This window comes from Burkholderiales bacterium (genome assembly GCA_035518095.1).
In the GTDB taxonomy this organism is placed as follows: Bacteria; Pseudomonadota; Gammaproteobacteria; order Burkholderiales; family JAHFRG01; genus JAHFRG01.
The window spans coordinates 21,429-47,576 of the sequence record DATIXX010000032.1 but is presented as its reverse complement, the minus strand read 5'-3'; the positions used below and the strand labels follow the sequence as shown (position 1 = coordinate 47,576).

Sequence of the window (26,148 nt, the reverse complement as noted above, 5' to 3'; positions counted from 1 at the left end):
CTTAACACGCCACGCTTGGCTGTCAGCAAATGCAGCCCGACAAGGACACTGAAAACTGGCTTGCGTTAAGCCTAGTGCCAGGGTTGGGAAACGAATCGTGCCGCAAACTTCTGCTGGCCTTTAAGGAACCCGATGCAATTCTGCGCGCGAGCCACTCGCAGCTTGCCCGCGTGGTTTCGAGCGAGCTTGCCGGCAGCATCACTCAAGGCGCGGACCGCAGCGCAATTCTAGGCGCGCTCAAATGGCTTGAACAGGATCGGAACTCTCTGATCACGATCGCTGACGATGAGTATCCCAGACTCCTGCTGCAAATTCCCGATCCGCCGCTTCTTTTCTATGTCAAAGGCAGGCGCGATCTTCTTAACTTTCCGTCGCTGGCGATAGTCGGCAGCCGCAACGCCACTCCGCAAGGCATTGCCAATGCCGAAAGCTTCGCGCGTAATCTCAGCGACGCTGGCCTGACCATTTTGAGCGGTCTCGCCGTTGGCATCGATGCTGCCGCGCATCGCGGCGGGCTTAACGGCGCAGGTTCGAGCATTGCAGTCGTCGGCACGGGACTGGATATCGTATATCCCGGGCGCAACCGTGATTTGGCGTACATGCTCGCCGAGCGCGGAGCGCTGATTTCCGAGTTTCCGCTGGGCACACCCGCTATCGCCAGCAATTTCCCCCGGCGCAACCGCGTCATCAGCGGTATGGCGCGCGGCTGCCTGGTTGTCGAGGCCGCGCTTTCAAGTGGATCGCTGATCACTGCGCGCTGCGCACTGGAGCAGGGCCGCGAGGTATTTGCCATTCCAGGATCCATCCATTCCCCGCTTTCCAAGGGCTGTCACGCGTTGCTTAAGCAGGGCGCAAAACTCGCGGAAAGCGTACAGGACATTCTTGAAGAAATCGGCTGGCAAAAAGCCCAAGACAATAGGGTGTTGGTCGGTCGTGAGGAGGAGACCTTGCCTTTGCTCGATCATTTGGGATTCGACCCATGCAATATCGACACGCTGTGCGCACGCAGCCAGCTTTCCCCTGATGCGGTTACTGCAATACTCCTGAAACTCGAACTCGCGGGCCGCGTGGCCGCGCTTCCCGGCGGGCTATTTCAACGACTGCATTGATTGCGCGTCACCGTAGCTGACATATACGTGATGCAAATTTCTTGCTATCACTGCAAATAGTTTTTATCATCTTGCGCTTTATTCCCGCCGTTGAAAGCGCATGTCCAGCAATTTAATGATCGTGGAGTCACCGTCCAAGGCCAAGACGTTAAAGAAATATTTGGGCCGTGATTTCGAAATTCTCGCCTCGTTCGGCCATGTGCGTGACCTGATACCCAAACAAGGCGCGGTCGATACCGCACATGGCTTCGCCATGAAATACCAATTGATTGCACGCAATCATAAGCACGTTGAAGCGATTGCCAAAGCAGTTGCCAAGGCAGGCACCGTATTTCTAGCGACTGACCCGGATCGCGAAGGCGAGGCGATCGCATGGCACATTACCGAAATCCTCAAATCGCGAAAGCTCCTTAAAAAAAAGATGCCGAAGCGCGTGGTATTTTACGAGATCACCGAATCTGCGGTGAATTCCGCAGTCAATGACCCGCGCGAAATATCAATGCCGCTGGTCAATGCCCAGCAGGCGCGCCGCGCGCTCGATTACTTGGTGGGTTTCAATTTATCGCCGTTGTTGTGGCGCAAGATTCGTCCGGGTCTGTCTGCGGGTCGCGTGCAAAGCCCGGCTTTGCGCCTAATTGTGGAACGGGAGCAGGAAATCGAGACATTCCGTCCGCAAGAATACTGGACGGTTCATCTTGACACGCACAAGGAAAAACATAGATTCAAGTCCCGGTTATTTCAATATCATGGTGAAAAACTTGAGCAGTTCAGCATCGGGAATGAAGACGCACAGAAAAGAATAATTCAGGAATTAAGCGCCGCTGATAACGCGCGCGTGGAAAAGGTCGACAAGAAACGTAAACAGCGCTCGCCTGCACCGCCGTTTACGACATCGACACTTCAGCAGGAAGCGGTGCGCAAGCTTAATTTGTCGACGGGGCGCACCATGCGCATTGCCCAGCAATTGTATGAAGGCGTGGACATCGGCGGGACCGGCGTTGGCCTCATTACCTACATGCGGACTGATTCGCTTTCTTTGGCCAATGAAGCTATTGCCGAAATTCGCGAATACATTAGCAAGAATTTCGACGTCGAGTACCTTCCAAAATCAGCCTTGCGTTACAAAAGTAAATCGAAAAATGTGCAGGAAGCGCATGAGGCTATCCGTCCTACTTCGATAATCCGCACCCCAGAAAGTGTTCGGCAGTATCTTAGCGCGGAACAGGCGAGACTTTATGAAATGATCTGGAAACGCACGCTGGCATGCCAGATGAGCCCCGCTAAATTCGACGTTACAAGCTTGGATATCAGCGCGCTAAATGCCGACAACTTGTTCCGCGCGAGCGGGCAAACGCTCGCGTTTCCCGGTTTTATCGCCGTTTATCAAGAAGAATTCGACGAGCAGGAAGAACCGGCGGAGGGACGCTTACCGGAACTGCAGGTCGGCGATGTGCTGCCAATCGACAAACTGTACGGCGAGCAGCATTTCACGCAACCGCCGCCCCGCTACACTGAGGCAAGCCTGGTCAAAACGCTCGAAGAGCACGGCATTGGGCGGCCGTCGACCTACGCCAGTATCATCTCGACTTTGCTCGAACGCGAGTATGCCGTCCTCGACAAGAAACACTTCTTGCCTACCGACGTTGGCCGGGTGGTAAACAGATTCTTGACCGAACATTTCACCCGCTACGTCGATTACGATTTCACCGCCAAGCTTGAAGACGAGCTTGATTTGGTTTCTACCGGCAAGCTCGACTGGATTCCGCTGCTGGAAAATTTCTGGGAGGGCTTTAGCCGGCTGATCGAGGACAAGAAAAATTTGTCGCGCAAGGAGGTAACACAAGAGAAGTTGGACGAGGTCTGTCCAAAATGCGGAAAGCAGCTCACGGTTCGATTGGGGAAACGCGGCAAATTTGTGGGTTGTAGCGGTTTTCCGGCTTGCGACTATACGCGCAGCCTGAACGGAGAGCCGGAAACCGTGGAATCGGCGCAAATGGTGGAAGGCCGGCTTTGCCCCAAATGCGGCAGTGCCCTGATCATCAAAAACGGGCCTTACGGCAAGTTCATTGGTTGCTCGTCTTACCCGAAATGCAAATTCATCGAGTCGCTTAACAAGCCGCGCGACAGCGGCATCGCCTGCCCACAATGCAAGGTCGGCAGCCTGATCGAGCGCAAGAGCCGCTTCGGCAAGGTTTTCTACGCATGCAGCACGTATCCAAAGTGCAACTATGCGATATGGAACCCGCCAGTGCTTGAGTCATGCCCGAAGTGCAAGTGGCCGATCTTGACTCTAAAAACGACCAAGCGCCACGGCTCCCAGCGAGTGTGTCCGGTAAAGGAATGTGGATACAGCGCTGCGGCGTAAGCCTCATTGCTGCTATACGTCGAGGTTGCGCACCCCCAACGCATTATTTTCGATAAACGCGCGCCTGGGCTCGACGACGTCGCCCATCAGAGTTGTAAAAATGCCGTCGGCGCTGATTGCATCTTCGATCTGAATGCGCAGCAGCCGCCGGCTTGCCGGATCCATGGTGGTTTCCCACAGCTGCTCGGGATTCATCTCTCCCAATCCCTTGTAGCGCTGAACCGAAATACCTTTCTCAACCTCTTGCAACAGCCAATCCAGCGCTTGCTTGAATTCAGTGACCTGACGTTGCTGCTCGCCGCGCTTCACATAGGCACCGTTGCCCAACAGCCCCTGGAGCAACTGCGCAGTGCGTTTTATTTGCTCATAATCACCGCTTTGCAAAAAGTCCTGGTCAAGCAAGGTAAGCCGCAGGTTCCCGTGTTGCGTTTTCTTTAGAAGTAACTGGTGCCTTTCATTTTTTTCGTCGTACTGCGCTTCGATTTGCAGATCATCTTTTCGCACCAGCGCTGCCAGCGTGGCGGCGCTTTTCTTCGTTGCCGCCGGGTCCGATAAATCAATCTCAGGCTGCTTAAGCAAAGCATACAGCACTGCCGGATCAATGATCTGACTTAGACGCTCGATAATGGCCTCGACAAGTAAATACTCCTTGGCTATTTTTTCCAGCGTCTTCTTGTTGAGCGGTTTGGCGTTTTCAGAGGTGTAAAGTTCCGCATCGCTTAACGCCAAGTGCAGCAGATATTGCTTGAGTTCATGGTCATCCTTGATATAGCGCTCTTCCTTGCCATGCTTCACCCGGTAAAGCGGCGGCTGGGCGATGTAGATGTGGCCGCGCTCCACGAGCTCGGGCATCTGCCGGTAAAAGAAAGTGAGTAGAAGCGTACGAATGTGCGAGCCATCGACGTCGGCATCGGTCATAAGGATTATCCTGTGGTAGCGCAGTTTGCTGACGTCCTTGTCATCGCCAATTCCGCATCCCAACGCGGTAATAAGCGTCGCGACCTCCTGCGAGGAAAGCATTTTGTCCAGGCGTGCTTTCTCCACGTTTAAAATTTTGCCCTTGAGCGGAAGAATTGCCTGGAACCTGCGGTCGCGGCCTTGTTTCGCCGAACCTCCTGCTGAATCGCCCTCCACTAGATATAGCTCCGACAGCGCCGGGTCCTTTTCCTGACAGTCCGCAAGTTTGCCGGGTAAACCCATGGAGTCGAGCACGCCTTTTCGCCGTGTCATGTCGCGCGCCTTGCGTGCCGCTTCACGCGCTCGCGCCGCTTCAATGATCTTGCTGGTAATCACCCGCGCTTCGTTCGGCTTCTCCAGCAGGAATTCCATTAGTTTCTGTGCCACGATCTCTTGGACCACCGGCTGTATCTCGGAACTCACCAACTTGTCCTTCGTCTGCGATGAGAACTTGGGCTCGGGTGCTTTAATCGAAAGCACACAGCACAGACCTTCCCGCATATCATCCCCGGTTGTTTCCACCTTGGCTTTCTTGGCGATTTCGTTCTGCTCAAGATACTGGTTGAGGGTGCGCGTCAGCGCCGCCCGCAGCCCGGTCAGGTGGGTGCCGCCATCGCGCTGCGGAATATTATTGGTAAAGCACTGGACCGACTCCTGATAAGAGTCGTTCCACTGCATCGCGACCTCGACGGTAATTCCTTCCTTCTGACCCACAGCATGAAAAATCGTATTGTGCAAAACATTCTTATTGCGATTCATAAACTCGACAAAGCCTTTAACACCGCCGGTAAACCCAAAAGTTTCTTCCTTGGCAGAACGCTGATCAACCAGCTTAATCTTTACACCGTTATTGAGAAACGACAGTTCTCTCAAACGACGCGCCAAAATATCGTAATGGAATTCAATCTGGCCGAAGGTTTCTTTGCTGGCCAAGAAATGCACTTCGGTGCCCCGACGGTCGGATTTTCCAGTAACTTTAAGTGGCGCAACCGGCGCCCCGCCGCGAAATTCCATGAAATATACCTTGCCGTCACGGCGGATAGTCAGCCGAAGCCATTCGGAAAGAGCATTAACGACCGATACGCCTACACCGTGCAGGCCGCCGGCGATCTTGTAGGAGTTGCTGTCGAACTTGCCTCCCGCGTGCAGCTCGGTCATGACGATTTCAGCTGCTGAGCGTTTTTGCTCATCCTCCTTGTGAATCTCGGTCGGGATGCCGCGACCGTTATCGGTCACGCTAATCGAGTTATCAGTATGGATCGTTACGGTAATTGCGTCGCAATAGCCGGCAAGAGCCTCGTCTATGGCATTGTCCACCACCTCAAATACCATGTGGTGAAGGCCCGTGCCGTCCGAGGTATCGCCAATGTACATTCCCGGGCGCTTGCGCACGGCGTCCAGGCCTTTTAGTACCTTAATGCTATCGGAATCGTAATCTCCGTTGTCTTTTCCCTGCAGGTCTTTATCTGTCATTGGCATAGGTTTGGTTTCACGTGAAACATAGTCAAATTCGCATCGGCATGACTACATATTTAAAGTCGCTGCTCCCCGGAATTGTGAACAGTGCGCTGCTGCTCGCGTCCCCAAATGCGCAGTCTACCTGATCACAATCCAGATAATTCAGAACGTCGAGTAAGTAACTGATATTAAAGCCAATATCTAGAGTATCGCCTTTATAATCTACGTCCAGTTCTTCTTGCGCCTCTTCCTGCTCATTATTAGTACAGACAATCCGCAGATTTCCTTCGCTAAGCACCCATCGCACTCCACGGAATTTCTCGTTTGCCAAGATTGCTATTCGCTGCAGCGCTTGCTGCAGCAACTGCCGTGACACGACAATGTGCTTTTGGTAGTTACTGGGTATTACCCGCGTGTAATCGGGGAATTTACCGTCTATCACTTTTGTTGTCAGCCATATATTGGAAAACGAAAACACGACTTGGTTCTGCGCAATTTCGATACTGACTTCGTCATCTGAATTTTCCAGCAACCGGCTTAGCTCGAGTACCGCTTTTCTGGGTAGAATCACTTCTTGGTGAGGTTTTTTCTGTTTCTGCGCTAGACTCGCATACCCGAGCCTGTGTCCATCCGTTGCAATAACTCTTAGCTGGTCCCCTTCGAAAACCAGGAGCAGGCCGTTTAGGTAATAACGTACATCTTGCTGTGCCATCGAATACTGAACCAGGCCGAACAACTGCTTGAGAAGCTTTTGCGTTAGCTTCTCCTTATGCTGCGCCGTTGCCACCGTCTGCCTAGGGAAATCTTCTGCCGGCAGCGTTTGTAAGCTGAAGTGACTTTTGCCTGCCTTAACTAAAATGCGGTTGTCCTTTTGCTCCAACACGACTTTTGTGCCGTCCGGCAACGCGCGCAGTATTTCCTGAAGCTTCCTTGCGGAAGTCGTTACCGCCGCGTCTTCCCCTTTGCCTTCACATTCGGTTTCTGTCGCAATCTGGATTTCAAGATCTGTCGCTACCAAGCGGATCTTTTTCCCTTTGCGCTCGAGCAACACATTCGACAATATGGGCAGTGTATGGCGCCGCTCTACGATACCCGAGACCGCCTGAAGGGGCCTCAGCAAGACATCGCGATCAGCTTCTATTAGAACCATGGTTTATTATTCCTTAAATTTGAGACATGTTAATAGAAATCTCTCGTACCTGTGACTACTTCTGATAAAGCTCAATTAAACAACGGGAAAAAATATTGAAGATGCGGTGGACAAACGTATTACGAACAGAGGATGAATTGTGAATATGTCGCTGGGAATGAAAGGAAACGAAGAAATCCACAAGTAGACCGACCTGATCTCCCTTTTTCAGCTTCTCAGGACCTGGATCAACGCACTGTAGTCACGGGTTAGTTCAGCATCGCGAGACTTCAGGTCTGCAATCTTGCGGCATGCGTGCAGAACAGTAGTATGATCGCGCCCGCCAAAGGCATCCCCTATATTCGGAAGACTCAATTCGGTGAGTTCCTTTGACAATGCCATAGCGACCTGCCGCGGGCGTGCAAGAGCACGAGACCTTTTTTTGGAATACATTTCCGAAACCTTAATCTTGTAATAATCAGCGACAGTTTTCTGAATATTTTCGATGGATACTTGCCTCAACTGTACAGCCAGAAGATCGCGTAATGCTTCCTTTGCCAGGTCTACAGAGACAGGCAGTCCGGCAAACCGGCAAAAAGCAAGCACGCGCTTCAGCGCGCCCTCTAGCTCGCGCACATTAGACTGAATATGACTCGCGATGAAGAAGGCCACGTTTTCATCAAGAGTAATACCCTCCAAGGAGGCCTTTTTGAGCAGAATTGCCACACGCATCTCGAGTTCCGGCGGTTCAATAGCAACAGTAAGACCCCAGCCGAAGCGCGAAATCAGGCGGTCTTCCATTCCGGAAATTTCTTTGGGATAAGTATCGCAAGTTATAACTACTTGTTTGTGAGCCTCGATCAACGCGTTAAACGCATAGAAGAATTCCTCTTGCGTCCGGTTCTTGTTGCTGAAAAATTGTATGTCGTCGATCAGCAACAAATCGAGTGAATGATAATAGCGCTTAAAATCGTCGAAGGCTTTGTGCTGGTAAGCGCGTACTACATCGGAGACATACCTTTCGGCATGGGTATAGCGAACCTTCGCATCGGAATCCTGTTCCTGTACCAGATTGCCGATCGCTTGCAGCAGGTGCGTTTTCCCCAAGCCAACACCACCGTATATGAACAGCGGGTTATACGCCGCACCTGGATGCTCCGCGACTTGTATCGCGGCAGCGCGCGCAAGTTCGTTGGCTTTGCCGGTAACGAACGTGTCAAAACAAAATGACGGATTGAGACGCGACAGGCTCTTGCTGGACGGTTTCGCTACTGTAACTTTGGGCTTATCCTCGGGTAAAGGTTTCGTGGCGATTTTCTCGGGAAGGGCGAGCACCAGGCTGATTGGCTTCGCGAAATGCTGCTCAGCCATTTTCTGTATGCGCGCGAGGAACCGTTCCTTAATCCATTGCATGACGAAACGATTCGGCGCAACGAGGAGCATCGAATCATTATCAGGAACGAACCTTAGCGGCTTTATCCAGGTGTTAAACTGCTGCGCGGTCAGTTCTTTTTCGAAGTACGCGAGGCAAGAGAGCCAAAACGGATCCATTTCTGACGACCATGCTGTTCAGGGGATGACTGCGGGTAAGTTTAATATTCGCTATTATAACGAAACAATTCCATGCGAAGTCAAAAAATAATTCGGGTTGACAGAAGGCACGCATAAAGGTTGAATAGTCGGCTTTCCGAACCGATAAAAGCAAAGGGAAAATAATGAAACGTACCTATCAGCCGTCCAACACCAGGCGCAAAAGGACTCATGGATTCTTGGTGCGCATGAAAACGCGCGGCGGCGCAGCAGTGCTGCGCGCCAGGCGCGCCAAAGGCCGCACGCGGTTGGGAGTATAATAGTACGCAAGTTGGTTTCCGTTTATTCCCTGTCTAAAGCTTCTCGTCTTACTAAGACCGAACAGTTTGGCGCTGCGCGCCATGCCGACCACCGCGAGAACGGCGCGGTGTTTCAGGTTCTGGTAAAGCGCAAGCGCCAGGGGATTGCAAGGTTGGGTGTGGTGGTTAACAAAAAAGGGACACCGCGCGCGGTGGACAGAAATTACGTGAAACGCCTAATACGCGAGCAATTTCGTATTCGGAAACGCGACCTGGTGGACATGGACATAGTGATCCGGGTGCATGGGGTGGTCTCAAAATCACATTCCCGGCAAGCGCGCATGGAGCTCTCGGATTTGTTATCCAAGGTATCGCGATGGGCCGCGTAGCGCTGGCGGTTATCGCGTTATACCGCTTTATACTTAGCCCGTTGCTCGGCAATAATTGCAGGTTCGCGCCGTCCTGCTCCGAATACACGCGCGACGCGATTGTCAAATTCGGTGTTTCAAAAGGCCTGTGGATCGGGCTGAAGCGAATCCTGCGTTGTCACCCATGGAATCCCGGCGGGTACGACCCAGTACCCTAAAACTTTTAAGTCAATTACGGCTATGGATGTGCAAAGACTCTTCCTGCTGATGGTTTTTTGCCTTTCGATATTCCTGTTAGTGGATGCGTGGCAGCGGCAAAACAAACCGGCGCCGGCGCAGCAAAGCGAAACGCCCCGCAGCACTCAGCAGGTCGCGCCCACGCCCAGCCAGAAGTTAACTGCAGTACAGCGAGCTCCGGCTAGCACCGAGGCGGCGGTTTTGACCTCAGGCCAAAACATTTCGGTAAAAACCGATTATTTGCTTGCGGAAATTAACACTTCTGGCGGCACCTTGGATCGCTTGGAATTGCTGAACCAACGGGATACCCTCGACAAGAACAAAAATTTTGTGCTGTTTCAGGACGAGCCGGGACATGTTTACGTAGCGCAAAGCGGCTTGATCGGGGACGATTTACCTACCCACAAGACAATCTATACGGCGGAGGCTACAAGTTATGAATTGAAGCCGGGAGCGGAAAGCCTGCGTGTCGGGCTTTCCGCTCCTTCGCTAGGCGGCTTTAAAGTGACCAAGGTGTATACATTTCACAAAAGCAGCTACTTGATAGATGTTACCTTTGAGATCACCAATAACAGTTCGGGTCCGCTACAGCCGTACGCATACTTCCAGTTTGTTCGCGATAGCAAGCGCCCGGCCGGAGAAACCAAGATGGTGCCGACGTATACCGGCCCGGCGGTTTACACGAACCAGGAAAAATTCGAGAAGGTCAAGTTTGAAAACATCGAGAAGGGAACGGCAAAATACCCGCAAAATGCAGATAACGGCTGGATTGCCATGCTGCAGCATTATTTCCTCGCGGCCTGGCTGCCCAAAGACAAGACGCCGCGCGAATACTACATGAAGAAGCTGGGTGACGATTTGTATGCGGTGGGAACAATCCTGCCGCTAGCCAAAGTGGAACCGGGCAAAACCGTTTCCATTAGCGTTCCGTTCTATGCCGGGCCACAGGAACAGAACAGTCTCAGCAAACTGGCCCCAGGCCTGGGCCTCACCGTGGATTACGGCTGGCTGACCGTAATCGCGGTACCGTTATTCTGGGTTCTATCCTGGCTTCACAAATGGGTGCAAAACTGGGGGGTCGCAATTATCCTGCTTACTGTACTGATTAAGTCTTTATTTTATCCGCTGTCCGCGACGAGTTACCGCTCTATGGCAAAAATGCGCGTGCTTGCGCCAAAGATGCAAAAGATCAAGGAGCAGTATGGTGGCGACCGGCAGAAACTGCATCAGGCGATGATGGAACTTTACAAGACCGAGAAAATCAATCCGCTTGGCGGCTGTCTGCCTATAGTCGTGCAGATTCCGGTTTTCATCGCGCTCTACTGGGTGCTTTTGGCAAGTGTTGAACTACGCCATGCGCCATTTGTACTGTGGATTACCGACCTTTCCGCGCCCGATCCCTATTACGTGCTGCCCGTGATCATGGGGATTACTATGATCATTCAATCGCGCTTGAGTCCGGAACCACCTGACCCAATTCAGGCCAAGGTTATGAAAATAATGCCGGTTGCATTCAGTGTTTTTTTCCTTTTCTTTCCTGCCGGGCTGGTATTGTACTGGCTGGTAAACAACATCCTCTCCATTGCCCAGCAGTGGCAGATAACGCGGTCCATCGGGCGGGCAAAGCCAGCTCATGGCAAGCGTTGAAACCATAGCGGCCATCGCCACAGCACCTGGACGCGCAGCCATCGGCGTGGTGCGCATTAGCGGTGCCAACTTAAGAGCAATGGCACAGTTGCTTCTGAGCAAGCCACCGGTGGCAAGGCGCGCGGTGCTGTGCGATTTCCTGGACCAAGATAAACAGGCCATCGATCAGGGCATCGCCCTTTATTTCCCGGCGCCGCATTCCTATACCGGGCAAGACGTTCTTGAGCTGCAGGGTCACGGCGGGCCCGCGGTTTTACAATTGCTTCTGCGCAGGTGCCTCGCCGTGGGCGCGCGTCTGGCCGAACCCGGCGAATTTACCCGGCGCGCTTTTCTTAACCATAAACTGGATCTGGCGCAAGCTGAAAGCGTCGCCGATTTAATCGAAGCCAGCTCCGGGGAGGCCGCGAAGAGCGCGATGCGCTCGCTTCAAGGCGCATTCTCGATTGAAGTGAACGCGCTCGCCAACTCACTCATTGAATTACGAATGCTGATTGAAGGCAGCCTGGATTTTCCTGAAGAAGAGGATATAAAGCCGCTGGCGCGCGTGGATGCCGTCGGGAGATTGCAGGCAATACGGAAACAACTCGAAAAAGTTAAACACGCAGCGCGCCAAGGCAACATTTTGCGCGAAGGGATCACGGTCGTGCTTGCGGGGCGACCGAACGTAGGTAAATCAAGCCTGCTAAACCGGCTTGCCGGAGAAGAGGTGGCGATTGTCACCAGCATTCCCGGTACCACGCGCGATGCGGTGCGCCAGTCCATCGAAATCGAGGGCGTCCCGCTGCACATTGTCGACACCGCGGGTTTGCGGAACACGAAGGACGAGGTGGAAAAAATCGGGATCGCCCGTACCTGGGAAACTATTGGTAAGGCGGACGCAGTCCTTCTGATAATGGACTGCACCCACGGTAAATCGCGGGAAGATCGACAGATTTTTGAGCGACTTCCGAGCAGGCTGCATCGCATCTGCGTGTACAATAAAATTGACCTGCTTCCGGACGAACCAAAAACGGAAGCTGTAGATGGTGAAATCCGCGTTTATGTTTCAGCAAAAACCGGCTCCGGCATTGACTTGCTGCGCTCACAATTGCTGGCCACGGTTGGCTGGCAGCCTACGGGCGAGGGCGTGTTCATGGCGCGCGAGCGGCACCTGAGCGCGCTGCAAAAGGCGCAGGAGCATTTATCGGCAGCACTGGAAAGGCAGGACCAAATCGAGCTTTTCGCCGAAGAATTGAGGCTTGCTCAAAACGCGGTCTCCAATATTACTGGCGAATTTAGCTCCGATGATTTGCTTGGGGAAATATTTTCCCGATTTTGCATCGGAAAATAATCTCGCCGTTCAACCTGCTCGTCACAGTCCAGTTAAAGAACGCCGAAAGCCTATACTGCTATACCGGTCGTTGATGACTGGAATCCCGCTTGTCCACCAAATATGACAAAACCTACAAGAAAACTAAGAACGGAAATAAAGATGCTCGCAAAAAAAGCTGTCCAGAATCCCGATACCTTAAAGCCGCGAACGAGCGATGAGACCAACAATACCATGAGGGCGTTTATAATCAGAATGAAGAACCCGAACGTAATCAGTGTTAGCGGCAGCGTGAACAGGATAAGGAGCGGACGGATTATTGCATTGGCGAATCCGAGCAACAGCGCGGAGACAATTAGCGATGATTTGCTTTCAAACGTAATTCCGCGGAAAACATGGCTCGTTACCCACAGTGAAAGCGCGATGATTGCCCAGTGTAATACAAACGGTATCACATTTTGTAACATGCACGTTTTCTACATTGAAGTGAACGTTCGTTTTTATAATGAGCGGCGAGAGAAGCCAATGGATTTTAGCGGTGCCATCGGGAAACTGTTAAACTGATCGCTCGCATGGCCAAAAGCCAATAGGCCGCTGTTCTTACGTTTCTCGTTCCTAAATGTTCTATTCCATTCCGCCCGTAACGCTGACACTAATTTTGGCCAACGTCGTAATGTTTATGGGCGAGTTTCTCATCGGGGACGCGCTTACCTTGAATCTCGCCCTCTGGCCTTGGGGAACAACGGCGACATTCAGCGGATTCGTCGGGTTCCAGCCTTGGCAACTGGTGACATACAGTTTTCTTCACGCCAACGTACTGCATCTTTTTTTCAATATGTTCGCATTGTACATGTTCGGCGGAGAGCTTGAACGGTTGTTCGGCCCCAAGCGCTATCTTAATCTATATTTCGCAAGCGTAATTACCGCGGCAATAATGCAGCTCATCGTTTCCGGGATCTCAGGCGGCGAACCTTATCCCACCGTCGGCGCATCCGGCGGCATTTTCGGCCTGTTGCTTGCGTATGGCCTTTACTTTCCCAACCGGACCATTATCCTGCTCATTCCACCGATTCCCTTGCCTGCGCGCTTATTTGTGATCCTATATGGCGCGCTGGAACTATACTTGGGTGTTACGGGAACACAAGAAGGCGTCGCGCATTTCGCGCATCTAGGCGGCATGCTGGGCGCATGGCTATTGATCCAGTATTGGCGCGGTCGTCCGCCTTTTCGCAAGCGCTAACTCGAGCGTCATTTATCGGCCGTGCGAAGTTTGCAACTGCACACCCGTTGTCTGGTACATAAGCCATTTTGTAGAAAGCTCCGGGAGTGACCATGGTGGAAGAGAAGGTCACGGTCCGCTGCTGCATTGCTGGCGGCGGTCCGGCTGGAATGATGCTGGGGCTTTTATTGGCCCGTGCCGGCGTCGATGTTCTGGTCCTCGAGAAGCACGCCGACTTCCTTCGGGACTTCCGCGGCGATACGATTCATCCCTCTACGCTCGAAATCATGTACGAGCTGGGATTACTTGAGGAACTGCTGCAATTGCCGCACCAGAAAGCATCGCGGCTGAATATCCAGGTCGGCGCTCTGGCGCTGACCATTGCAGACTTCAGCCATCTGTCGACGCACTGCGGTTTTGTCGCCTTCATGCCGCAATGGGATTTCCTTAACTTCCTAGCCGGATGCGGCTCGCGTTATTCGACTTTCAAACTGCGAATGCGCGCCGAAGTAACCGGACTGATCGAGGAGGCAGGACGCATTATCGGGGTGCGTGCGGCAACTTCGGAGGGCACTTTGGAGATTCGTGCTAGCCTTGTCATAGGCGCCGACGGCCGGCACTCGACCGTAAGGGCAAAGGCTGGATTGAAGATCGAAGAGCTCGGCGCGCCCATGGACGTGCTGTGGTTTCGGCTATCGCGCCGCCCCGATGATAAGGAGCAGAGTTTGGGCCGCTTCGACGCCGGGCGCATCTTCATTATGCTCAACCGGAGTGAACATTGGCAATGCGGCTTCGTGATCCCTAAAGGCTCGCTGCAACAACTCCAGGAGAAGGGACTGCAGGCGTTCCGCGACAGCGTGGCGCAGCTTGCGCCGTTTGTCGCAGACCGCGTCGCTGAACTTGAGGATTGGGAGGTGATCAAGCTGCTGACTGTCCAGGTCGACCGGCTGCAACAGTGGTATCTCCCGGGGCTACTCTGCATCGGCGATGCGGCGCACGCGATGTCCCCGATTGGCGGAGTTGGCATTAATCTGGCGATCCAGGATGCGGTCGCAGCTGCCAATATGCTCGCCGCGCCGGTGCGCGGGAACAGACTGAATACTCAACACCTGCGTCAGGTTCAGCGGCGGCGTGAGCTGCCCACCCGCATCACTCAGTGGCTCCAGATCTTCATGCAAGATCGGGTTATCACGCAGGTTCTGAGCGGCGTCACCACGCTTTCGCCGCCTCTAGCAGTCCGGCTACTCGCCCGCTTCCCGTTCCTGCGCCGAATTCCTGCTCGGCTGATCGGCATCGGGGTACGACCGGAGCACGTAACGATTCCCGCAGCGTCGCCTCATTGACGCAGGACCGCTAGCCGGCAAGGAATTAGTAATTTCGCTTAACGGTTGATCCGTGCTGTGGCCGCGGGCCCGTAGCGCGGGCCGGCCGCCGCGCCGTAAGGGAACACCGCATCAAGCTGCGCCCGATCGCGAGATGAAAGTTTAATCGTGACAGCCGCAGCATTCTCCTCGAGCCGGGCACGATGCTTGGTGCCTGGAATCGGCACAATGTCACTTGCGGCGGTAAGCAGCCAGGCAAGGGCGATCTGAGCCGGTGTTGCGTTTTTCATTATGGCAATGTCTTTCAGCCGCTCCACGAGTTCCATGTTCTTGTTAAAATTTTCGGCTTGAAAACGCGGGTGGTTGCGACGCCAATCGTCCGGTGCCAAGTTGTCCAGGCTGCGAATCTGCCCGCTCAGGAAGCCGCGGCCCAATGGCGAGTAGGCCACATAGCCTATTCCAAGCGCACGCACGGTGCTCAGAACGCCATCATGTTCTGGCTCACGGCTCCATAGGGAATACTCACTCTGCAGCGCGGTTATCGGATGCACCGCGTGGGCGCGCCGAATGGTCTCGGGCCCGGCCTCGGAGAGGCCCAGATATCGGACTTTGCCCTCCCGCACAAGCTCTGCCATAGCGCCGACTGTTTCCTCGATGGGCACCTTTGGGTCAACGCGATGCTGGTAGTAAAGGTCGATATAGTCCACTCCGAGGCGTCTCAGCGAGCCTTCGCAGGAGGAACGAATTCGCCCCCGGCGACTGTCCAGCGCCCAGTAGTCTGGATCGTCCGCCTTACGCACAATGCCGAATTTCGTGGCGATGACAAATTTACCGCGTTTGCCCCTGACTGCGCGCCCCACCAGTTCCTCGTTGGCGAACGGGCCGTAGATTTCTGCCGTGTCGAGGAAATCGATGCCGAGTTCAAGCGCACGGTGGATGGTAGCAATGGATTCGGCATCGTCACGCTTGCCGTAAAATTCGCTCATGCCCATACATCCCAAGCCCATGGCCGAAACGACAAGACCCTGGGTGCCAAGCTTGCGACGTTGCATGCGCAAAATTCCTTTTCAGTCGGTTTCCGCTGGCGCACAGCACATTCAGGGGGCCGAGTCTGACGACGCCCAATGCTCCGGGAGCCGCTAGCAAGTGTCTCCGCAATTAATTATACTCACTATAGAATTCCTCGCGCTGCCGTCGGTTCCTGGGAGACGTTGTCCTTAGCTTCCGTCGATTTCGGTTTAGCGCGGTTCTGGGTTTCTGTTCGAAGTAATCAGAAGGAATTAGAACATGCATCAGTCCTTTAACTCGAGCGTTGACTTGACTCCGGCGCATGTGAAAAACAAGCGACTTAAAGAATGGGTCGTCAATATGGCGAAGCTGTGCAAACCGGAGCGTGTGTACTGGTGTGAAGGTACAGAGGACGAATATGACCGCCTGTGCCAGGAAATGGTGGCTTCAGGCACTTTTATCAAACTCAACCCTGCGCTTCGCCCAAACAGCTATCTCGCGCGCTCCGACCCAACAGATGTGGCGCGCGTGGAAGACCGCACTTTCATTTGCAGCAAGAGCAAAGATGACGCCGGTCCCAATAATAATTGGGTTGCTCCGGATGAAATGCGGGCCACGCTGGAAAAGCTGTTTGACGGCTGCATGCGCGGCCGAACCATGTATGTGATCCCGTTTTCCATGGGTCCGTTAGGCTCGCGCATCGCGCATATTGGTGTGGAAATCACCGATTCTCCTTATGTCACGGTCAGCATGCGCGTCATGACCCGCATGGGACGCAAGGTGCTTGATATCCTTGGCGCGGACGGTGGGTTCGTGCCCTGCATGCATTCGGTAGGTATGCCTCTGGATTCCGGACAAAAAGACGTTCCGTGGCCATGTAATAAAGAGCATAAATATATCGTTCATTATCCAGAGACGCACGAAATCTGGTCTTATGGCAGCGGCTACGGAGGCAACGCATTACTCGGCAAGAAATGCTTTGCACTGCGCATCGCATCAGTCATGGGCCGGGACCAAGGCTGGCTAGCGGAGCATATGCTGATTCTCGGCGTGAGGCCGCCGCAAGGGGAAAAACTTTATGTAGCCGCGGCTTTCCCCAGCGCGTGTGGAAAAACTAATTTTTCCATGATGATCCCGCCGGAAAATTTCAAAGGCTGGAAAGTTACGACTATCGGCGACGACATTGCCTGGATCAAGCCGCACGACGACGGTCGTTTGTACGCCATCAACCCGGAAGCCGGCTATTTCGGAGTTGCTCCCGGTACTTCCGAGCACACCAACCCCAACGCGGTAACCATGTTGGGGAAAAATTGCATTTTCACTAATGTTGCGCTGACCCCTGAAGGCGATGTTTGGTGGGAGGGCATGACCGAGACTCCGCCGCCAAGGCTGACCGACTGGCAGGGCAAGGAATGGACGCCGGATTCCGGCCGCCCCGCTGCGCATCCCAACTCGCGTTTTACCGTTTCGTCGACCCAATGCCCCTCGCTCGACCCGCATTGGGATGACCCGCACGGCGTGCCGATCAGCGCTTTCATTTTCGGCGGACGCAGAAGCAGCGCAGTGCCTTTGGTTTGTGAAGCGCGTTCGTGGGATGAAGGTGTATATTTCGCTGCCACCATGGGCTCGGAGACGACAGCAGCGGCCACCGCGCAGCAAGGCGTGGTTAGGCGCGACCCGTTCGCCATGCTGCCGTTTTGCGGCTATAACATGGCGGACTATTTCAATCACTGGCTTAAGATGGGACATGCAATCAGCCATCAGCCGAAAATTTTCGGCGTGAACTGGTTCCGTAAGGGGCCGGACGGCAAATTTATCTGGCCCGGCTTCGCGGAAAACATGCGGGTCCTGAAATGGATTGTGGAACGCTGCCAGGGACGTGCCCACGCGGCTGAAAACGCGCTGGGCTGGATACCGGCCTACGCAGATATGGAGTGGAAAGGCTTGGAAGCAATTTCCGCGGATAAATTCCGCGCTCTCATGTCGCTCGATGGGGAAACGTGGAAACGGGAGCTTGCTTCTCACAGCGAGTTCTTCGACAAGCTCAAGGAGCGTCTGCCCAGGGAACTGGTAGAGCGGCGGGAGCATCTACAATCCTCATTTTGATTTAGTTGGACCTCGTCTTCCTTTGCGCTGCAGCCCTGGTCGCCGGTCTGCTTGATGCCGTGGTCGGCGGCGGTGGTTTGGTACAAATCCCGGCGCTATTCAGCGCAATGCCGACGCTGGCTCCTGCTACGGTATTCGGCACCAACAAGGTCTCGTCGATTTTTGGCACGGGCAGCGCTGCGTTGCGTTATGGCCACACTGTGCGCATACGCTGGAATACTGTTCTTCCCGCGGCGGTTACCGCTTTCATTTTTTCATACCTGGGTGCGCTGGCAGTCGGTTTGATTCCTGCCTCCCTCATGCGCGTGCTGGTGGTGCCGCTTCTTGTCGCTGTTGCCGCGTATACCTTTTTTAGAAAGGACTTGGGTTCTGTCCACGCACCGCTGCATACGGGCGCCAAGGAGAGATTTCTCTCCATTGGTCTGGGCGCGGGCATCGGTTTCTACGATGGGTTCTTCGGTCCGGGCACAGGCAGTTTTCTGGTATTTTTGTTTGTGCGCTATTTCGGGTTCGATTTTTTACGCGCTTCTGCGGCAGCGAAGGTTGTGAATGTGGCGACCAACTTCGCTGCGCTCCTCTATTTCGGCCCCAACGGCAACGTGGTTTGGCGGCTTGGATTGCTGATGGCGGCATTCAATATGACCGGTGCCCTGCTGGGGACACGGCTTGCACTTCGTCATGGGAGCGGATTTGTGCGCAAAATCTTTCTCCTGGTGGTGATCGCGCTAGTTGCAAAATTCGCATATGATACTTTTCTGAGATAAGCAATTATGCCGCTCGAAACATTTAGTAGCACAACCTCGGAGCGGCTGTCACGAAAGCCAATTTGGCGTATCATGACGCCTCTCTAAACCATAGCAATCGCATGCACTTTCCAAGGCAATTTGACGTGATCGTCGTGGGCGGTGGTCACGCCGGAACTGAAGCCGCATTGGCCAGCGCGCGCATGGGGCAAAAAACTCTGTTGCTGACCCACAGCATCGAAACCCTCGGACAGATGTCCTGCAATCCGTCCATCGGCGGTATCGGCAAGGGACATTTGGTCAAGGAAATCGATGCGTTAGGTGGCGCCATGGCGCTGGCTGCCGACGAAGCGGGAATCCAGTTTAGAATCCTCAACGTGAGCAAAGGGCCTGCAGTGCGCGCCACACGTGCCCAGGCAGACCGCGTGCTGTACAAGCAGGCGATCCGTCGCCGGCTGGAAAACCAGCCTAACCTTTGGCTGTTCCAGCAGGCGGTAGATGATCTAACGCTGGACGGAGACCGAGTGACCGGGGTGGTGGCGCAGCTTGGCATGCGTTTCGGCGCGCGCGCCGTGGTGCTGACGACCGGTACATTTCTGTCCGGGTTAATTCATGTCGGATTATCCAACTATCAAGGGGGGCGCGCCGGTGATCCGCCGGCCATCAGCCTCGCAGCGCGGCTGCGGGAACTCAAACTTCCGGTTGGCAGGCTCAAAACCGGCACTCCGCCGCGCATAGACAGCCGCACGGTGGATTTCTCGGCGATGGAAGTACAGCCGGGCGATGAACCTGTGCCGGTCTTTTCGTTTATGGGCAAACAGTCAATGCACCCGAGACAATTGTCCTGTTGGATCACGCATACCAATCTGCGCACGCATGACATCATTCGCGGCGGATTGGATCGCTCGCCGATGTTTACCGGAGTTATCCAGGGCATTGGACCGCGTTATTGCCCGTCAATTGAGGATAAGATTCATCGCTTTGCAGAAAAACAATCGCATCAGATCTTTCTGGAGCCCGAAGGATTAACGGTGAACGAAATTTACCCCAACGGCATCTCTACCAGTCTGCCGTTCGACGTACAGCTTGCAATGGTGCAGTCAATCAAGGGCCTGGAAAACGCATTTATCACGCGCCCGGGCTACGCCATTGAATACGACTATTTCGATCCGCGCGGACTCAAAAGCTCGCTGGAGACTAAAGCATTGCGTAACCTATTCTTCGCTGGGCAGATCAACGGTACCACCGGATACGAAGAGGCCGCGGCGCAGGGGCTGCTCGCCGGAATCAACGCGGGGCTAAGGGTGCAAGGTAAGGAACCCTGGTGCCCGCGGCGCAACGAAGCGTACCTCGGCGTGCTGGTAGACGATCTCATTACCCGCGGCGTGAGCGAGCCTTACCGAATGTTCACGAGCCGCGCCGAGTATCGCCTGCAGTTGCGCGAAGACAACGCGGATATGCGACTCACCGAAATCGGCAGACGCCTTGGCGTCGTGGACGATGCCCGCTGGAAACATTTCGAAAGCAAGCGCGAGGCGGTAGCCTGTGAACTGGAGCGGCTGAAAACGACGTGGATTAATCCCAAGCTACTTGCGCGAAGAGATGCGGAACGCGTTTTAGGCAACGCCATCGAACGCGAATATTCACTGGCAGATTTGTTACGCCGGCCCCAGGTGACCTACGCTTCGCTTATGACCATTCCGGCGGCCGGTCCCGCGGTCGATGACGAAATAGTCGCGGCGCAGGTGGAAATTCAGACGAAATACCAGGGTTACATCGAGCGCCAGCTCGAAGAAGTTTCGCGTCACGAAGATTATGAAACGACGCGCCTGCCTTTGGATCTGGATTATGAAGACGTTCGTGGGCTTTCGGTCGAGGTTCGGCAAAAGCTTAATCAGCACCGGCCGGAAACGCTGGGCCAGGCGATGCGCGTATCTGGCGTGACTCCTGCCGCGATTTCGTTATTGCTGGTTCATTTGAGGCGCGGCTTTCCCGGCAAGCGTAAAAAGACAGCATGAACCTGGCGAGTGAGCTGCAACAAGGCATAAGCGCCTTGAGGCTCAAGATTTCGCCCCAACAGTTGCGCAGCTTGCTTGATTATCTTGCGTTACTTCAGAAATGGAACAAGGTGTATAACCTCACCGCGTTGCGCGAGCCGCAAAAGATGATCAGCCATCACCTGCTTGACTGCTTGGCGGTGGTGCCGCACATCCAAGGGCGGCAGATTCTGGATGTAGGCAGCGGGGCCGGGCTACCGGGAATACCGATCGCAATCGCGAGGAACGATTGGAATTTGACCCTACTGGATAGCAGCCACAAGAAAGCCGCATTTTTGAAACAGGTAGCGATGGACTTAAAACTCGCTAATGTTACGGTGTGCTGTGAACGTGTGGAAACGTGGTTTCCGACGCAAAGATTTGATCTGATAATTTCCCGCGCGTTCTCAGATCTCGCCGAGTTCGTGGCTTTATCAAAGCATTTGCTGGATGAAGGCGGGAGATTCGCAGCAATGAAAGGTGTTTACCCGCACGAAGAAATCGAGCAATTGCCAGACGGACACGTTTTAGAAAGTGTTATAGCGCTGAAAATCCCGGGTCACAAGGTGCAGCGCCACTTGGTGGTTGTCAAAAATTAGACGTCGCAATCATGGTTAAAATTCTCGCGGTCACAAATCAAAAAGGCGGGGTGGGAAAAACCACCACCAGCGTAAACCTGGCAGCCAGCCTTGCGGCGACGGGACATAAAGTGTTGCTTATCGATATGGACCCACAGGCCAATGCCACGATGGGTTGCGGCATAGACAAGCGCGAGCTGCAGCGGACGGTATATCAGGTGTTGCTGGGAAGCGCTGCTATAGGCGAGGTACGGCGGACTTCCGAGAGCGGCGGGTTCGATTTGATTCCAGCAAACCGCGATCTTGCCGGCGCGGAGGTCGAACTGGTGGATTTGCCAAACCGTGAAACCCGGTTAAAACAGGCGTTGCGCGACGTCCAGGATAATTATGGCTTCATTCTCATTGATTGCCCTCCGGCACTTAATCTGCTGACGTTAAACGCACTCTGCGCGGCGCATGCGGTGATGATTCCCATGCAATGTGAATATTATGCGCTGGAGGGTTTAAGCGATCTGGTATCAACGATCAAGAAAGTGCGCACCAACCTTAATCCTGTTCTGCAAATCGAAGGCTTGCTGCGCACGATGTTTGACGCGCGAAACGTGCTTGCGCAGCAGGTTTCAGAGCAGCTCAAGCAGCACTTCGGCGATAAAGTTTACGACACTATTATTCCGCGTAATATCCGGCTTGCCGAAGCCCCGAGCCATGGCGTCCCCGCAATCAGCTACGATAGCACTTCCAAGGGCGCGCAAGCGTATGTCGCGTTGGCTGGTGAAATCTTGAACCGCGCTGGCGTAGAGCCCGCTGCGGCATGACAGGGAAATACGGGTGAAAATAAAGGGTCTGGGACGCGGTCTGGACGCGCTCCTCGCGCGGGACGATGATGCGCAGGAGGCCGCGGAGCGGCTGGTGACGCTGGCCATCGAACAAATTCAGACTGGCAAATACCAGCCGCGCACGCGCATGGACCCTGAATCGCTGGCGGAGCTCGCGCAGTCCATCAAGGCGCAAGGGGTGATGCAACCGATACTGGTGCGGCCCCTCGCGACGGGCCATTACGAAATGATCGCAGGCGAGCGTCGCTGGCGCGCCGCGCAAATGGCCGGACTAACGCACGTCCCAGCGCTGGTGAGACAGGTCCCTAATGAATCTGCATTAGCGATGGCGTTGATTGAAAACATTCAGCGCGAAGACCTGAATCCTTTGGAAGAAGCCAACGGCATCCAGCTTTTAATTAGCGAATTCAAGATGACTCACCAGAGCGCGGCTGAAGCCGTAGGCCGTTCGCGCACGGCAGTAACCAACCTGTTGCGCCTGATTAATCTTGCCGCACCGGTGCAGCAGCTGTTGTTGGAAGGCAAGATTGACATGGGGCACGCGCGGGCGCTTTTGGGTATGAACGCGGCAAAGCAAATCCAGCTGGCGAATCGGATTGCGCAAGAAGGACTTTCAGTGCGGCAAACCGAAAGACTTGCTAAAGAGCGGGAAAAGCCCGTCCACAAAAAGGCGGTAAAACCGGACCGTGACCTCATCAGACTGCAGGAGGAGCTGTCGGAAAAATTGGGCACCACTGTACGCATTAGCCCGGGGAAGCGCGGCGCAGGCAAACTGATTATTGATTATTCGAGCCTCGACGAGCTCGACAGTCTAATCAGTAAATTGCGTAAGCACTGAATTCTGCAGATGGGTGCAACTAACGGGTGGCGCGTAGTGACATGAGGTATTCCTGCCTTGTGAGTGGCGGCACCACTTTAATTTGAGATTGTGTCCCGGGTCCACAGAAATTACCGATCCGGAACGCAAAAAAGGTTTTCCGGCCAAAAGCTCAACAATCGGGAGAAACTGCCAGCAAAGCGTTTTACGCAAAGCGGGCAAGCGGTGGCGCAGAAAAATGAATCGCGAGAACGCCTGCAGAAGAGGTACTAAAAATCGATAAGGACGCTAATAACGGTTTGATACGAGCCTCCGGCACCGGTGTTAAATGACTGGTTCTACGATAATGTTTGCGCTTGACGACTTGAAGCAGTGGCAGTTAAACTCTCCACTTTTCGCGGTGCAGCAGTTGTCTGGAAAATCCCCCCGGTCCTCTGCATAAATCATAATGACTCACGCTGCTGAACTTCTCAATAAAAGTGTCCGTAGGGTTCTGGTTACCCAAATTGTACTGACCTTGATTAGCGCAGCGCTAATGTTTGCACTGCTGGGAGGCCCACAAGCCGGGGCGGCAATCTATGGCGGTGGAGTGGCGTTGATTGGCACATGGTTACTGGGACGGCGGATTTCTCGCACCCCGGAAATCGTCAGGCAGGGCGACACCGCGAGTCAATTAGGGCTATACGCCGGCGTTCTCCCCAAGTTTATTGTAACGCTGGCGCTGTTGGCCGCGGGAATGGGTTGGTTCAAACTTGCGCCTATTCCTTTAATTGTCGCGTTTGTTGTGGCGCAACTGGGTTTCGCGATTAATCTGGGAAGTGTGCGGCGTCCGCTTTGATATTAATGTGAGCGAAGCGGTGAAACCCAATCCAGTTGAATACATACAACATCATTTGACCTACCTGCAGATCGGGCATGGATTCTGGACATTTAACGTCGACACTCTGTTTTTCGGCTGGTTGCTGGGCGGACTTCTGGTATTTTTGAGCTGGCGCGTCGGACGCAACCTGAATCTCGAAAATCCCCGTGGAGCGCAGAATTTATTGGAGGCCATTCTGGAATTCGTGGACAGCCAGATCAAGTCAGCGTTTCCTGGATATAATCCGCTTATCGGTCCGCTCGCCCTAACCGTGTTTCTTTGGATTTTTCTCATGAATTGTATGGACTTGATCCCGGTAGACCTGTTACCCAAGGCAGCCCAATATCTAGGACTACATTACCTCAGAGTGGTGCCAACTGCTGATCCTTACACTACCCTTGGAATGGCGCTATGCGTGTTTATCCTCGTCGTGTTTTACAACGTCAAAACCAAAGGTGCCTGGGGCTATCTCAAGGGTTTTCTGTTTCATCCATTTGGGAAATGGCTGATTCCGATCAATTTCGTCATGGGTGTCGTTGAAGAACTTGCCAAGCCCCTCAGCCTTGGTTTGCGGTTATTCGGTAACATGTTCGCGGGCGAACTGGTGTTTCTGCTGATTGCACTGCTTCCTTGGTGGATAATCTGGCTGCCCGGTACGGCCTGGGCAATCTTCCATATTTTGATTATCACTCTCCAGGCTTTTATATTCATGATCTTAACCATCATGTATTTAGCGCTGGCGCATCAAAGTCTGGACGACGAACACTGAGAGCGCAGGAAATTTCATTTAGTAATTTTTTGGGAGAGACAGCATGGAAGCAGGCATGATTAATTTGGTCGGCATGGTTTACGCCTATACAGCAGTAGGAGTAGGTATCATTCTCGCTGCTGCAGGATTGGGTTCCGCTTTGGGTTGGGGCCTCATTTGCTCGAAATACATTGAGGGCATCGCCCGGCAGCCGGAGATGCTGCCGGTGCTTCGCATTAATATGTTCATCACTGCCGGCCTGATGGAATCATTCCCGTTTATTGTGCTGGCTTTCGCCATGTATTTTACTTTTGCCAATCCGTTTCTCGGGGCCGCGTTGAACGCAGTCAAAGCGGGCGCCGGCTAATTGTGATCAGGGTTCCAGCGAAAAGCGCTGCACAGACCTAAAGAAGGAGTTTAGACGTGAACGTGACGGCTACGCTTGTCGGTCAAATGATGACCTTTGCGGTTTTGGTTTGGTTTATTCACCGGTTTCTTTGGGGTCCATTGACTCGCATGATGGCGGAGCGCAGCAAGCGCATCGCGGATGGTCTCGCGGCAGGGGAACGCGGCAAGCACGAGTTGGAGCTAGCAACCAATCGTTCCGTGGAAATTCTGCGCGAAGGCAAGCAGCAAGTCTCAGATATCATCGCCCAGGCGGAGAAACGAGCTCTACAAATCATCGAGGACGCCAAGCAAGCCGCCAAGAGTGAAGGCGACCGAATTATCGCGGGCGCCAAAGCGGAAATTACCCAAGAAGTCAGCCGCGCCAAGGAAGCATTACGCGGCCAGGTCTCCGCGTTGGCGGTAGCGGGTGCCGAGAAAATCCTGCGCCGCGAAGTAGATGCCAAGGTGCATGCCGACCTGCTAAAGAGCATCGAGAGCGAACTTTAGAGAATAGCATGGCGGAAAACGTCACCATAGCCCGGCCATACGCAGAAGCCATATTCAGGCTGGCCGACGAGACGCGTACCCTGTCCCAGTGGTCAGCCAAGCTGGCGCTCTTGGAAACTGTGGTGAAAGATGCGCGCGTAGCCGTCTACGTCAATGACCCGAATTTCAGCGCTGCGCAGGTCGCGAGCCTGCTGCTTGGTATTTGCGGAGAAAGACTCGATGGCCCGGGCAGAAATCTCGTGCAGGTGCTCGCGTCCAACGACCGTCTTGTGTTGCTGCCGGAAATCCGGGAATTGTTTGAAGCTTTCAAGGCCGAGCAAGAAAGCGTGCTCGAAGTGAAGATTGATTCGGCGTATCCGCTGAGCAAAGAACAGGAGAACGAATTAGTACAGCGGCTCCGGCACAGGTACCAGCGCAAAATTGTCACTCAGCTTAACGTCGCACCCGAGCTGATAGGCGGCATTAAAATTACAGTAGGCGACCACGTCTTGGATACCACGTTGCGCGGCAAACTGGACGCCATGCGCAGGGCGTTAACAGTCTGAATTCGCGACCCGGACTAATTTAGGAGCAA

25 protein-coding genes are annotated in these 26,148 nt (G+C 54.0%); 20 read left to right on the top strand and 5 right to left on the bottom strand.

Going from position 1 to position 26,148, the window contains the following annotated elements; all coding sequences use genetic code 11:
* Positions 1–29 precede the first annotated feature (29 nt).
* Together dprA and topA are read left to right on the top strand one after the other, a co-directional pair.
* Positions 30–1,109 (top strand): DNA-processing protein DprA, encoded by a 1,080-nt coding sequence (gene dprA / locus VLV32_05930; GenBank protein HUL41425.1) that lies wholly within the window; start codon positions 30–32, stop codon positions 1,107–1,109.
* A 100-nt stretch (positions 1,110–1,209) separates the two neighbouring features.
* Complete coding sequence (gene topA / locus VLV32_05925; GenBank protein ID HUL41424.1) at positions 1,210–3,474, top strand: type I DNA topoisomerase; 2,265 nt, start codon at positions 1,210–1,212, stop codon at positions 3,472–3,474.
* A 12-nt stretch (positions 3,475–3,486) separates the two neighbouring features.
* Here topA and gyrB read toward each other — a convergent pair whose 3' ends face one another.
* The 3 genes from gyrB to dnaA form a co-directional block, all read right to left on the bottom strand.
* A complete protein-coding gene (gene gyrB, locus VLV32_05920) occupies positions 3,487–5,904 on the bottom strand; it encodes a DNA topoisomerase (ATP-hydrolyzing) subunit B (protein ID HUL41423.1) in 2,418 nt (805 codons plus the stop codon).
* A gap of 31 nt (positions 5,905–5,935) precedes the next feature.
* The gene (gene dnaN / locus VLV32_05915) at positions 5,936–7,039 is read right to left on the bottom strand and encodes a DNA polymerase III subunit beta (protein ID HUL41422.1); all 1,104 of its coding nucleotides are present in this window, start codon (positions 7,037–7,039) and stop codon (positions 5,936–5,938) included.
* 207 nt (positions 7,040–7,246) lie between these two features.
* Positions 7,247–8,569: a chromosomal replication initiator protein DnaA gene (gene dnaA, locus VLV32_05910; protein ID HUL41421.1), complete on the bottom strand. Its 1,323-nt coding sequence runs from the start codon at positions 8,567–8,569 to the stop codon at positions 7,247–7,249.
* Positions 8,570–8,733: 164 nt separating this feature from the next.
* Between dnaA and rpmH the strand changes: the two genes are divergently transcribed.
* Genes rpmH through mnmE form a run of 5 tightly spaced genes read left to right on the top strand, consistent with a single transcriptional unit; the run spans position 8,734 to position 12,429 of the window.
* Positions 8,734–8,868, top strand: coding sequence for a 50S ribosomal protein L34 (gene rpmH / locus VLV32_05905; GenBank protein ID HUL41420.1), 135 nt, complete (start codon positions 8,734–8,736; stop codon positions 8,866–8,868).
* Between the two features lie 11 nt (positions 8,869–8,879).
* Positions 8,880–9,236 (top strand): ribonuclease P protein component, encoded by a 357-nt coding sequence (gene rnpA, locus VLV32_05900; protein HUL41419.1) that lies wholly within the window; start codon positions 8,880–8,882, stop codon positions 9,234–9,236.
* Positions 9,224–9,433 carry a membrane protein insertion efficiency factor YidD gene (gene yidD / locus VLV32_05895; protein HUL41418.1) on the top strand — a complete coding sequence of 70 codons (210 nt, stop codon included), beginning with the start codon at positions 9,224–9,226 and terminating at the stop codon, positions 9,431–9,433. The genes rnpA and yidD overlap by 13 nt, the downstream gene beginning before the upstream one ends.
* Positions 9,434–9,455: 22 nt before the next feature.
* Entirely contained in the window at positions 9,456–11,099 is a 1,644-nt protein-coding gene (yidC, locus tag VLV32_05890) for a membrane protein insertase YidC (protein HUL41417.1), read from the top strand.
* Positions 11,086–12,429: a tRNA uridine-5-carboxymethylaminomethyl(34) synthesis GTPase MnmE gene (mnmE, locus tag VLV32_05885; GenBank protein ID HUL41416.1), complete on the top strand. Its 1,344-nt coding sequence runs from the start codon at positions 11,086–11,088 to the stop codon at positions 12,427–12,429. The genes yidC and mnmE overlap by 14 nt, the downstream gene beginning before the upstream one ends.
* Positions 12,430–12,479: 50 nt before the next feature.
* Here mnmE and VLV32_05880 read toward each other — a convergent pair whose 3' ends face one another.
* The gene (locus VLV32_05880) at positions 12,480–12,875 is read right to left on the bottom strand and encodes a phage holin family protein (GenBank protein ID HUL41415.1); all 396 of its coding nucleotides are present in this window, start codon (positions 12,873–12,875) and stop codon (positions 12,480–12,482) included.
* Between the two features lie 152 nt (positions 12,876–13,027).
* Between VLV32_05880 and VLV32_05875 the strand changes: the two genes are divergently transcribed.
* Together VLV32_05875 and VLV32_05870 are read left to right on the top strand one after the other, a co-directional pair.
* Complete coding sequence (locus VLV32_05875; protein ID HUL41414.1) at positions 13,028–13,648, top strand: rhomboid family intramembrane serine protease; 621 nt, start codon at positions 13,028–13,030, stop codon at positions 13,646–13,648.
* A gap of 92 nt (positions 13,649–13,740) precedes the next feature.
* Positions 13,741–14,970, top strand: a complete 1,230-nt coding sequence (locus VLV32_05870; GenBank protein HUL41413.1) for an FAD-dependent oxidoreductase — start codon at positions 13,741–13,743, stop codon at positions 14,968–14,970.
* A gap of 38 nt (positions 14,971–15,008) precedes the next feature.
* On the opposite strand, the gene VLV32_05865 is transcribed toward VLV32_05870, so the two are convergent.
* Positions 15,009–16,001, bottom strand: a complete 993-nt coding sequence (locus VLV32_05865) for an aldo/keto reductase (GenBank protein HUL41412.1) — start codon at positions 15,999–16,001, stop codon at positions 15,009–15,011.
* A 235-nt stretch (positions 16,002–16,236) separates the two neighbouring features.
* Between VLV32_05865 and VLV32_05860 the strand changes: the two genes are divergently transcribed.
* The 11 genes from VLV32_05860 (at position 16,237) to VLV32_05810 (ending at position 26,119) form a co-directional block, all read left to right on the top strand.
* Positions 16,237–18,063 (top strand): phosphoenolpyruvate carboxykinase (GTP), encoded by a 1,827-nt coding sequence (locus VLV32_05860; protein ID HUL41411.1) that lies wholly within the window; start codon positions 16,237–16,239, stop codon positions 18,061–18,063.
* Between the two features lie 5 nt (positions 18,064–18,068).
* Positions 18,069–18,827, top strand: coding sequence for a TSUP family transporter (locus VLV32_05855; protein ID HUL41410.1), 759 nt, complete (start codon positions 18,069–18,071; stop codon positions 18,825–18,827).
* A 101-nt stretch (positions 18,828–18,928) separates the two neighbouring features.
* The gene (mnmG, locus tag VLV32_05850; GenBank protein HUL41409.1) at positions 18,929–20,824 is read left to right on the top strand and encodes a tRNA uridine-5-carboxymethylaminomethyl(34) synthesis enzyme MnmG; all 1,896 of its coding nucleotides are present in this window, start codon (positions 18,929–18,931) and stop codon (positions 20,822–20,824) included.
* A complete protein-coding gene (rsmG, locus tag VLV32_05845; GenBank protein ID HUL41408.1) occupies positions 20,821–21,441 on the top strand; it encodes a 16S rRNA (guanine(527)-N(7))-methyltransferase RsmG in 621 nt (206 codons plus the stop codon). The genes mnmG and rsmG overlap by 4 nt, the downstream gene beginning before the upstream one ends.
* An 11-nt stretch (positions 21,442–21,452) precedes the next feature.
* Positions 21,453–22,235: a ParA family protein gene (locus VLV32_05840; protein HUL41407.1), complete on the top strand. Its 783-nt coding sequence runs from the start codon at positions 21,453–21,455 to the stop codon at positions 22,233–22,235.
* A 13-nt stretch (positions 22,236–22,248) separates the two neighbouring features.
* Positions 22,249–23,094, top strand: a complete 846-nt coding sequence (locus VLV32_05835; protein HUL41406.1) for a ParB/RepB/Spo0J family partition protein — start codon at positions 22,249–22,251, stop codon at positions 23,092–23,094.
* 427 nt (positions 23,095–23,521) lie between these two features.
* Positions 23,522–23,911, top strand: a complete 390-nt coding sequence (locus VLV32_05830; protein ID HUL41405.1) for an ATP synthase subunit I — start codon at positions 23,522–23,524, stop codon at positions 23,909–23,911.
* Between the two features lie 7 nt (positions 23,912–23,918).
* A complete protein-coding gene (atpB, locus tag VLV32_05825) occupies positions 23,919–24,701 on the top strand; it encodes a F0F1 ATP synthase subunit A (protein ID HUL41404.1) in 783 nt (260 codons plus the stop codon).
* 43 nt (positions 24,702–24,744) lie between these two features.
* A complete protein-coding gene (gene atpE, locus VLV32_05820) occupies positions 24,745–25,047 on the top strand; it encodes a F0F1 ATP synthase subunit C (protein HUL41403.1) in 303 nt (100 codons plus the stop codon).
* 56 nt (positions 25,048–25,103) lie between these two features.
* A complete protein-coding gene (locus VLV32_05815; protein ID HUL41402.1) occupies positions 25,104–25,574 on the top strand; it encodes a F0F1 ATP synthase subunit B in 471 nt (156 codons plus the stop codon).
* An 8-nt stretch (positions 25,575–25,582) separates the two neighbouring features.
* Entirely contained in the window at positions 25,583–26,119 is a 537-nt protein-coding gene (locus tag VLV32_05810; GenBank protein HUL41401.1) for a F0F1 ATP synthase subunit delta, read from the top strand.
* The last annotated feature ends 29 nt before the right edge of the window (positions 26,120–26,148 follow it).